Origin of the sequence: Georgenia sp. 311, from assembly GCF_006151955.1 — a bacterium.
Taxonomy (GTDB): Bacteria; Actinomycetota; Actinomycetes; order Actinomycetales; family Actinomycetaceae; genus Oceanitalea; species Oceanitalea wutianyii.
Genome location: NZ_VDFS01000040.1, coordinates 1 through 10,341 on the forward strand (window position 1 = coordinate 1; position 10,341 = coordinate 10,341).

At 74.1% G+C, this 10,341-nt stretch carries 9 protein-coding genes; all 9 read right to left on the reverse strand.

Annotated features, from left to right (window positions below; all coding sequences use genetic code 11):
• Positions 1-94: 94 nt before the first annotated feature.
• Positions 95-1,540, reverse strand: a complete 1,446-nt coding sequence (locus FHE66_RS08335) for a M23 family metallopeptidase (RefSeq protein ID WP_139072511.1) — start codon at positions 1,538-1,540, stop codon at positions 95-97.
• Between the two features lie 2 nt (positions 1,541-1,542).
• Entirely contained in the window at positions 1,543-2,457 is a 915-nt protein-coding gene (ftsX, locus tag FHE66_RS08340) for a permease-like cell division protein FtsX (RefSeq protein ID WP_139072512.1), read from the reverse strand.
• A 5-nt stretch (positions 2,458-2,462) separates the two neighbouring features.
• Positions 2,463-3,152 carry a cell division ATP-binding protein FtsE gene (gene ftsE, locus FHE66_RS08345; RefSeq protein ID WP_139072513.1) on the reverse strand — a complete coding sequence of 230 codons (690 nt, stop codon included), beginning with the start codon at positions 3,150-3,152 and terminating at the stop codon, positions 2,463-2,465.
• A 138-nt stretch (positions 3,153-3,290) separates the two neighbouring features.
• Entirely contained in the window at positions 3,291-4,412 is a 1,122-nt protein-coding gene (prfB, locus tag FHE66_RS08350; RefSeq protein WP_139072514.1) for a peptide chain release factor 2, read from the reverse strand.
• 67 nt (positions 4,413-4,479) lie between these two features.
• Complete coding sequence (locus tag FHE66_RS15490) at positions 4,480-4,617, reverse strand: hypothetical protein (RefSeq protein WP_176554709.1); 138 nt, start codon at positions 4,615-4,617, stop codon at positions 4,480-4,482.
• Positions 4,614-5,828: a multidrug effflux MFS transporter gene (locus tag FHE66_RS08355; RefSeq protein WP_230976424.1), complete on the reverse strand. Its 1,215-nt coding sequence runs from the start codon at positions 5,826-5,828 to the stop codon at positions 4,614-4,616. Before FHE66_RS08355 ends, FHE66_RS15490 begins: the two co-directional genes overlap by 4 nt.
• A 70-nt stretch (positions 5,829-5,898) precedes the next feature.
• A complete protein-coding gene (locus FHE66_RS08360) occupies positions 5,899-6,321 on the reverse strand; it encodes an organic hydroperoxide resistance protein (protein ID WP_139072515.1) in 423 nt (140 codons plus the stop codon).
• 44 nt (positions 6,322-6,365) lie between these two features.
• Positions 6,366-9,575 (reverse strand): ATP-dependent DNA helicase, encoded by a 3,210-nt coding sequence (locus tag FHE66_RS08365; protein ID WP_139072516.1) that lies wholly within the window; start codon positions 9,573-9,575, stop codon positions 6,366-6,368.
• Positions 9,572-10,341, reverse strand: a 770-nt coding sequence (locus FHE66_RS08370) for a PD-(D/E)XK nuclease family protein (protein WP_176554710.1), incomplete at its 5' end; no start/stop codon positions are given. The genes FHE66_RS08365 and FHE66_RS08370, both read right to left, overlap by 4 nt.

The following is a 10,341-nucleotide window of genomic DNA, read 5'->3' on the forward strand; positions in this document are numbered from 1 at the left end:
AGCGCTGGATCGTGCACGGTGCACGATCCAGCGCTCGGCGGGAGAGGGTGGCGGGAGATGTGGGCGGGAGAGAGGGCCGGGGTGGGGCAGCGGGTCAGTTGCTGCGGATCCAGCCGCCGAGGCCCATGGGGTCGATGGTGACCCCGTTCTTCCACACCTCGAAGTGGACGTGGCAGCCGGTGACGTTGCCGGTCTGGCCGGTGTAGCCGATGACGTCGCCCTGGTTGACCCACTGCCCGGGGCGGACGTTGAAGCGGCTGAGGTGGTTCGTCACGGTGACGTACCCGTTCCCACCGATCCGGCCGTGGTCGATGATGACCTGGTTGCCGTGCGAGGCGTTGCCCGGAGCGGGGATCGTCGCCGAGACGGTCCCGCTGGCCGCGGCGTACTGCGGGTTGCCGCAGGCCGAGCGGACGTCGACGCCGGCGTGCCACCAGCGGTAGCCGGCGATCGGGTGGATCCGGTAGCCGTACGGCGAGGTGACGTACAGCGGGTTGGGCACGGGTGGGAGGATGCTCGCCGAGCCACCGCCTCCGCCGCCACCGCCGCTCGACCCGCCGCCGCCGGAGGAGGAGGACCCGCCGCCGCCCGAGGCCGCGGCCTCCTGACGGGCCTGCTCCTCACGCTCCCGGCGCTCGCGCTCCTCACGCTCGCGCTCGGCGACGGACTGCGCCCGGTTCGCCTCGATGCCGGCGATGATGCCGGCGAGGCGGTCGTCGTCGGCCTCCTTCTGGGCGAGGTCGGCGGCGAGCTGCTCGCGCAGGCCCTCGAGCCGCTCGGCGAGCTCGGACTGCTCCTGCTGGATCTGGACGATCTCGCGACGGTGCTCGTCGGCCGCGGCGCGCGCCTCGTCGGCGGCAGCGACGGCCTCCTGCGCCTGGACGTGGAGCTGGTCGATGCGGTCACGCACCGCCTGCTGGCGCAGCTCGCGGTTGCGGTTGACGGCCGTGATGGTCTCGAGGTCGGTGATGACCTTCGTCTGGGTGCGCACCGCGGTGTCGACGATCGCGGTCTGCCGGATGAACTCCTCGCTCGACCGCGCGTTGAGGACCACCGAGAGACCGTTGAGGGAGGCGCCGCCGCGGTAGGTGCTGCGCGCGAGCTCCCCGATCGAGGAGCGGGTGGCGGCGATCTGGGCGTCGCCCTGGGCCAGCTCCTCCCCCAGGCCGGACAGCTCGGACTCGGCGACGGTGAGCCGGTCGGCGACCGCCTGCTCCTCGCGCTCGGCGGCCGCGAGGTCCTCCTCGGCCTGGGCGAGGGCCGCCTCGGCGACCGGGAGGCGGGCGTTGGCGTCCTCGAGGGCGAGGTAGGCGCCGGCGAGGTCCTCGTTCGTGCCCTCGAGCCGCGAGGACAGCTCCTCGCGCTGCTGGGCGAGGCGCTCGCGCTCCTCCCGCTGCTGCTGCAGCTGGCGGTCGTACTCGCGGATGTCGTCCTCGTAGTCGGCGACGGCGGCGCTGCCCCCGACGACGAGCCCGAGGGCCACGACGGCGGAGAGGAGCGGACGGGACAGGCGGCGCAGGCCGCGCGGGGACGACGTCACGTTCACACCCTCGTGTAGCGGGAGAGGGACACCAGGGAGCTGATGCCGGCGAGCAGGATGGCGGCGACGACGAGCAGCGGCGCGATGAGCAGGACGTCGCCGGTGTCGACGAACTGCACCCACTGGAACTCCGTCGCGAGCCACCCCTCGACGAGGTAGCGCGCGGCGAGCCACAGGCCACCGACCGCGAGGGCGGCACCGGCGAGCGCGGCGATCGCACCCTCGAGCATGAACGGCAGCTGGATGAAGAGGTTCGAGGCGCCGACGAGGCGCATGATCGACGTCTCGCGGCGCCGGCTCATCGCCGACAGGCGGATCGTCGTCGTGATGAGCAGGACCGCGGTGAGGATCATGACGCCGCCGAGGGCGACGGCGAGCAGGGTCGCGCGGTCGAGGATGAGGAACAGCGGCTCGAGGAGCGCCCGCTGGTCGACGACGTCCTCGACGCCCGGCCGGCCGGAGAGCTCGTCGGCGACGACCTGGTACTGCTCGGGGTCCACGAGCTTGATCCGGAAGGAGACCTGCATCTGGTCCGGGGTGAGGGACTGGGTCCACACCGTGTCCGGCATCTGCTCCTGGAAGGCCGCGTAGGCCTCCTCCTTCGTCTCGAAGAAGACCTCGTCGACGTACGGTGCGAGCGCCTCGGACGCGAGGAGCTCCTCGACGTCGGCGAGCTGCTCGTCGGTGACCTCGCCGGCCGCGCACGTGGGCACCGCCGAGTCCTGCGGGCACATGAAGACGGAGACCTCGACGCGGTCGTACCAGTCGTCCTTCATGTTGCCGATCTGCATCTGCAGCAGGGCGGCGGCGCCGACGAAGACGAGGGAGATGAAGGTGACGAGGATGACGGAGACCGTCATCGAGACGTTGCGGCGCAGGCCGGAGGCCAGCTGGCTGAGGACGAAACGTGCGCGCATGGCCCCTACCTCGCCGCGCCGTAGACGCCGCGCGACTGGTCGCGCACGGGGCGGCCGTCCTCGAGCTCGATGACGCGCTTGCGCATCTGGTCGACGATCTCGTCGTCGTGGGTGGCCATGACCACCGTCGTGCCGATCCGGTTGATCCGGTCGAGCAGCCGCATGATCCCGATCGACGTCGTCGGGTCGAGGTTGCCCGTCGGCTCGTCCGCGAGGAGGATCGCGGGCCGGTTGACGAAGGCCCGCGCGATCGCGACCCGCTGCTGCTCACCGCCGGACAGCTCGTGGGGCAGGCGCTTCTCCTTGCCCTCGAGGCCGACGGTCTCCAGCACCTCGGGGACGGTCGTGAGGACGTGGTGGCGCGGCTTGCCGATGACCTGGAGGGCGATCGCGACGTTGTCGAACACGGTCTTGTTCGGCAGCAGGCGGAAGTCCTGGAAGACCATCCCGATCTGCCGCCGCAGGTGGGGCACCCGCCACCGGGACACGGTGGACAGGTCGCGGCCGAGCGCGAAGACCTGGCCGGAGGTGGCCCGCTCCTCACGCAGCACGAGCCGCAGGAAGGTGGACTTCCCCGAACCGGACTGGCCGACGAGGAAGACGAACTCGCCGCGCTCGATCTCCAGGGTCACCTGGTCGAGGGCGGGCCGTGCGCCTCTGGCGTAGACCTTGGAGACGTTCTCGAATCGAATCATGCTCTACGGCCAGTCTCGGAGGTGGGGAAGGTACAGCTCTGGCCCTGTTCGAGAGAGTAGGCACGGGCGCGCGCGAGCCCGGCGGCGACACGCCGCGCGCGGGCCGCGCAGATGTCGGGCGAGGACGCCGGGCGGCGCTCAGTCGGCGCGGTTCTCCTGCTGCTTGCGCCAGCGGATCCCGGCCTCGATGAAGTCGTCGATCTCGCCGTCGAACACGGCCTGCGGGTTGCCCTGCTCGTGCTCGGTGCGCAGGTCCTTGACCATCTGGTAGGGCTGAAGGACGTAGGAGCGCATCTGGTCGCCCCAGCTCGCCTTGACGTCGCCCGCGAGGGCCTTCTTCGCGGCGTTCTCCTCCTGCTGGCGCACGAGGAGGAGGCGGGACTGCAGGACGCGCAGCGCCGCGGCCCGGTTCTGGATCTGGGACTTCTCGTTCTGCATCGACACGACGATGCCGGTGGGGATGTGGGTCATCCGCACGGCGGAGTCGGTCGTGTTCACGCTCTGCCCGCCGGGCCCGGAGGAGCGGAAGACGTCGACCTTGATCTCCGACTCGGGGATCTCGACGTGGTCCGTCTGCTCGATGAGCGGGATGACCTCGACGGCGGCGAAGGAGGTCTGGCGCCGCCCCTGGTTGTCGAACGGGGAGATGCGCACGAGGCGGTGCGTGCCGGCCTCGACGGACAGGGTGCCGAAGGCGTACGGGGCCTTGACCTCGAGGGTCACGCTCTTGAGGCCCGCCTCCTCGGCGTAGGAGGTGTCGAGCACCTTGGTCGGGTAGCCGTGCCGCTCGGCCCAGCGCAGGTACATGCGCATGAGCATCTCGGCGAAGTCCGCGGCGTCGACGCCGCCGGCGCCGGCGCGGATCGTCATGACCGCCTCGCGCTGGTCGTACTCACCGGAGAGCAGCGTGCGCACCTCGAGGTCGGCGAGGTCCTTGCGCACGCTCGCGAGCTCGGCCTGGGCGTCCTCGAGGAAGGCGTCGGCGTCGGCCCCGTCCTCCTCCTGCCCGAGCTCGACGAGCGCCTCGAGGTCGTCGATGCGCTCGCCCATCCGCTCGACGCGGGAGAGCTCGGACTGGGCGTGCGACAGTCGGCTGGTGACCTCCTGCGCACTGTCCGGGTCGTCCCACAGGTTCGGCGCGGAGGCCTTCTCGGAGAGCTCGGCGATCTGGGCCCGCAGCGCGTCGGGGTCCGTCACCGCGCTGATGGCGCGGTAGGTGGAACGCAGCTGCTGGATCTCGTGCGGGAAGTCGATGGCCACGATCACCCAGGTTACGCGATGCCGGGGCGGCGGCTCACCGCAGCGGGCGGCGGCAGGTGGCCGTACGTCACATGAGGTGGGCGACGACGAGCAGGCCGATGAGCATGATGGCAACGGCGCTCGTCGTCACGCGCCACCACAGCGGCTGGACGCGACCGCGGCCCACGCCACCGTCGCGCAGCTCGGGGGGAAGGTCCTCGTTCACCGCCGCTCCTGACGTCGGTAGGCAGGGGTCCCGAACGCGAGCACGACGACGGCCAGCACCATGACCCCGATGATCACCGTAGCCATGGCGACCGCGTCCTCGCCCAGGACACCGACGAGCGGGCTGACGAGGCCCGCGATCCCCGCCTGCGCGGCGCCGATGAGCGCGGCCGCCGCCCCGGCCCGCTCGCCGTGCCGGCTGAGCGCGAGCGCGCTGGCGTTCGGGGGGACGACGGAGTTGACGGCGAGCAGGAGCCACAGCGGGACGACGATGCCGACGAGGCCGCCCACGTCCCGCGCGGCGATGACGTAGAGGGCGACTGCCAGGACCAGCGCGACCGGCACCGCCACGCGCATGATGTGGAGCGGCTCGAAGCGGCGGACGATCGCGGCGTTGACCTGCGACCCGAGGACGAGGCCGATGCCGTTGACGGCGAAGAGCAGCGCGAACTGCGTCTCCCCCAGGCCGTACTCCTCCTGGAAGACGAACGGCGATCCGGCGACGTAGCTCATGAGGGCACCGAGGCCGAGGCCGGGCAGGATCGCCAGGGCGACGAACTGGCGGTCGCGCAGGAGCACGCCGTAGCTGCGCAGCGCGCCGCCGATGCCCTCGGTGCGGCGCCGCTCGGGCGGCAGGGACTCGGGCAGGAAGCGCCACATGAAGAGCATGAGCGCCACACCGAGGGCGGCGAGCACGCCGAAGATCGCGCGCCAGCCGGCGATGTCCGCGACGAGGCTGCCGGCGGTGGGGGCGAGCAGCGGCGCGATGCCGATGACGAGCATGAGGCGCGAGAGGATCGCCGAGGCGGTCGCCCCGCTGTAGCGGTCGCGGATGACGGCCATCGCCGTCGTCGTGGCCGCGGCGTTGCCGATCCCCTGGATGACGCGCAGGACGAGCAGCGGGACGATGCCCGCGGCGACGATGCACAGGATCGAGGCGACGACGTGGAGGGCCACCCCGATCATGACGGGACGTCGTCTGCCGAAGCGGTCGGACAGCGGTCCGACGATGAGCTGGCCGACCGCGCCGCCGATGAGGACACCGGTGATCGTCGCCTGGACGAGGGCGGGGGTCGTGTCCAGCTCGGTCGCCACGACGGGCAGCGACGGCAGGTACATGTCGGTCGTGACCGCCGGGAGTGCGGCCATGACGCCGACGAGGACGATGAACTTCGCACTGGGCCGGGGGCCACGCGGGGCGAGGCTTGTCACCTCTTCATGGTGCACCACCGGGGGGCGGCTGCCCTGGGCCGGGCGGCCTCCTGCCGTGGTGATGCTCGACTCAGTCGTCGGCGACCGTCACGGTGACGTCGATGTTGCCGCGGGTGGCGGCGGAGTAGGGGCACACGGCGTGGGCGGCGTCGGCGAGCCGGCGGGCCTCCTCCTCCGGAACGCCGGGCAGGACCACCTCGAGGGTGACGGCGAGGCCGAAGCCGCCGTCCTCGCGCTTGCCGATGTCGACCCGCGCGCCGACGGTCGAGCCGGAGACGTCGACGCCCGCCTGGCGGGCGGCTCCCTGGAGCGCGGAGTGGAAGCACGCGGCGTAGCCCGCGGCGAAGAGGAGCTCGGGGTTGGCGCCCTGGCCCGAGCCCCCCATCTCGACGGGGACGGCCATGTCGAGGTCGACGCGGCCGTCGGGCGAGCTCACGTGACCGTCGCGTCCCGCGCCGGTGGACAGGGCCTCTGCGGTGTAGATCGGTTCCATCGGCCCACTCTGCGTCAGCTGCTGCCCACGCGCACCCGGGCGTCTCACAGGCGGGCGAGCGCGGCGCCGACGCGACGGACGATCTCCTCCTCGGTGAGCCGGCCGGCCCGCAGGGTGCGGTCGGCGGCGACGTAGTAGAACGCGGCCCCGACCTCCTCGAGCGGCCGTCCGGTGCGCCGCGCCCACGCGAGGCGGTACAGCGCGAGCTGCAGCTCACGGGCGGCGAGCGTCTCCTCGTCGCGCGGCGGCGCACCGGTCTTCCAGTCGACGACGTCCAGACCGTGCTCGTCGTCGAAGACGGCGTCGATGCGGCAGCGGACGACGGTGCCGGCGACGGCGGTCTCGAGGTCGACCTCGACGGCGACCGGCAGCCGGGCAGCCCACGCGGAGGCGGCGAAGGTGCGGCGGAGCTCGGCGAGGTCCGGCGCCGTGCCGGTGGGCTCGTCCGGGGCGAGGAGGTCCTCGGCGCCGTCGACGTCGAGCAGGCTGGGCGCCCCGTAGAACTCCTCGACCCAGGCGTGGAAGCGGGTGCCGACGCTCGCGTGCTCGCTCGGCGCGCTCGGCATGGGCCTGCGCCGGTCGAGGGCGAAGGCGTGCGGGTCGTTGACGAGGCCGACGACGGCGGAGGCGGACAGGTGCGTGCCGAGCGAGACCTCCAGGCTCGCGGCCCGCGACTCCGCCCGCTCGCGCAGGAGCAGCTCCGCGTCGCGCGCCCAGCGGGCGACGTCCCCCTCCCGGGGCTCGGGGACACCGGTGGCGGTGCGCACGGCGACGGCGGCAGCCTCCAGGCGCCCGCGCCGCTCCCCGAGGGGGTCGAGCGGCCAGGTGGCGGCGACGACGCGCTCGAGGCTGGGATTGACGGCGTCCGCCTCGGGCTCGGCGGCCCACCCCAGGGGCGCCTCCTCCACGAGCCCGGCGTCGCGCGGCTCGCTGAGGAAGCGGGAGGGCGGCAGCGGGGACTTGCCGGTGCGGAACCACGAGCCGGTGAGCAGGAGCGTGTGCCGGGCGCGGGTGACCGCGACGTAGGCGAGGCGCCGCTCCTCGGCGACGGCGTGACGGCCGCCGTCGCTGCGCAGCCGGGTGAGCGCGTCGCGCACGTCCGCGTGGGTCGGGGCGGGCGGGACGTCGAGGGCGGGCAGGCTCGCCGCGTCCCCGCGCAGCGGGTAGGGCAGCGCGCACCGGTCGGTGAGCCAGCCGGAGGCGGAGACCGTGCCGTCGGGCCGCGGCCGCCCGTTGTAGCTGGGGAACTGGGACTCCACGAGCCCGGGGACGGCGACGACGTCCCACTCCAGCCCCTTGGCCGCGTGGACCGTGAGCACCTGGACCGCACCGGGCTGCGGGTCGGCGTCGACGGGCTCGAGCCCGCGTTCGCGCTCCTCGGCCGCGTCGAGCCAGCCGAGGAACGCCCCCAGCCCGCCACCGCCGGCGTCGGCGGCGAAGGAGGCGGCGACGTCGACGAACGCGTCGAGGTTCGCGCGGGCGTGGGCGGCGACCCGCCCGGCGCGCGCGGCCACCTCGATGTCCAGACCCATGAGGGTGATCGTGTGGGCGACGACCTCGGGCAGCGACAGGTAGCTCAGCGAGCGGACCTGGCGCAGGAGGTCCCCGACGCGGCGGACGCGGCGCAGCCCGTCCACGGTGAGCGCGCTCCCGGTCGGGGAGCGCCAGTCGGCGGGCGGCGGGTCGTCCACCGCCTCGAGGATGCTCGCCTCGCCCTGCGCGCCGCCGGCGGCGGCCAGGGAGCGCGCCCACGCACCGAGGACGTGGAGGTCCGCGGCGCCGAGGCCGGCGCCGGTGAGCAGGCGCATCGCGGAGTCGCCGCGCGAGGCGTCGTGCGCGGCCTCGAGTGCGGCCCGGACGTCGACGATCTCGGGGGCGGCGAGGAGGCCGCCGAGCCCGAGCACCTCGACCGGGACGCCGCGCGCCCGCAGCGCCTCGACGACGGGGGTGAACTGCGAGCGGGTACGGCACAGGACGGCGGCGGTCTGCTCCGGGGACCAGCGCTCGGCGAGGAAGTCGGCGATGCCGGCCACCTCCTCGTCCACCGACTCCGCGTAGGCGGCGAGCACCTTCCCCTCCCCCGCACCGGGCCGCGCGACGAGCTCGGGCACCTCGACCGGCGCCGGGCCGGAGTCGTCGGGCACGCGCAGCGGGCCGGACACGCGGTTGGCGACGGCGAGGATCCGGGCGTCGTTGCGCCACGAGGTGCGCAGGTAGCGGGTGGGCGTGTGGTCCTGGCCGGCGCGCCCGAGGCTGGGGAACTGGGCGGGGAAGTCGGCGAGCGCGGCCGCCGCGGCGCCGCGCCAGCCGTAGATCGCCTGGTTCGGGTCGCCCACCGCGGTGACGGCGTGCCCGCCGCCGAAGACGGCCGACAGGAGGCGCAGCTGGGCGACCGAGGTGTCCTGGTACTCGTCGAGCAGGACGAGGGGGTACTGCTCGCGCAGCGCCTGCCCGACGGCGGGGACGGTCTCGGCGATCCGGGCGGCCGTGGCGACCTGGTCGGCGAAGTCCATGACGCCGTGCTCGCGCTTGGCCCGGGCGTAGGCGTCGACGAGGTCGAGCAGGGCGAGCCGCTCACGCAGCGAGGTGACCACCTTGCGGGTGTCGGCGTAGGGCTTGGCGGTGCGCCCGGCGGGCGCGGCCTCGGTGAGCGAGCCGGCGAGGTCCTCGAGCTGCTCGCGGGCGTCGTCGGTGGTGAGGAGGTGCTCGGCGAGCGCGCCGGACAGCGCGAGGACCGCCTCGGTGACCGAGCCGGGTGAGGCGTCGACGTCGAGGGCGTCGTGCCAGCCCTGGACGACGCCGTCGGCCAGCTGCCAGGCGCCGGCCTCGGTGACGAGCCGCGCGTCGGGGTCCACCCCGACCCGCAGGGCGTGCTCCTTGGCGATGTCGGCGGCGAAGGAGTTGTAGGTGGCGATCGTGGGCCGGTCGACGTCCATCCGTGGCCCGGTGTCGAGCAGCCCGGCGCGGCGCAGCTGGCGCAGCCGCAGGCGGACGCGGTCGGACAGCTCGGCGGCTGCCTTGCGGGTGAAGGTGAGCCCGAGGACCTCGTCGGCGCGCACGTGCCCGTTGGCGACGAGGTAGACGACGCGCGCGGACATCGTCTCCGTCTTGCCGGACCCGGCCCCCGCGACGACGAGCTGGGGCGCGAGCGGCGCCTCGATGACGGCCTGCTGCTCCTCGGTGGGCACGTGCTGGCCCAGCGCGCGGGCGATGTCCGCGGGGCTGTGCCACAGGGGGGTGGTCGTGCCGGTCACTGGGTCACCTGCCGTCCCTCGTCCTGGAGCGGGCAGCTGCGCCGCACGGGGCAGTGCCCGCAGCCGGGGTTGAGCCGGGCGTCGAAGCACGACCCCGCCATCGTGTCGGCGACCCGGGCGACGAGCTCGTGCGCCCAGCGCGGGTCCTCCGCCTCGGCGGGCGGCACCTGCGCCCGGGTGGTCGGCCCGCTGCTGCCGGCCCCGAGGTAGACGAGCCGCGCGCCGTCCGGGAGGGCGGGCCGCTCGAGGCCCCCGGCCTCGACCGCCACCTGGTAGGTGGCGAGCTGGGCGTTGGTGCGGGCGTCGTCCTCGCTCACCGGGTTCTTCGAGGTCTTGAGGTCGACGACGCGCACACGCTCGGCTCCGGCGACCGGGTCCGGCCCGAGCCGCTCGACGCGGTCGATGCGCCCCACGAGCCTGGCGCGCCCGACGTCCGCCTCGAACTTCCGCTCGACGTCCACCTCGCCCGGCACCCCGGCGACGTAGGCGGCGAGCCGCTCGACCATCCGGTCGGCCTGCTCGCGCGAGCGCCGCCCGACCCAGCCCTCGCCCAGCCCGAGGGAGGACCAGCGGGAGTCCAGGGCCTCGCGCAGCTCCTCGAGGGTGCCGTGCGGGTGCTCGGCGGCGATCTCGTGGACGAGGTTGCCGAGCGACTGGTCCAGGGTGTCCTCGCGCCGGCCCCCGGCGGCCTGCAGCGCCCACCGCAGCGGGCAGCGGTCGGCCGTCTCGACGGCCGACGGCGAGACGCGCACCTGCTGGTCCGCGG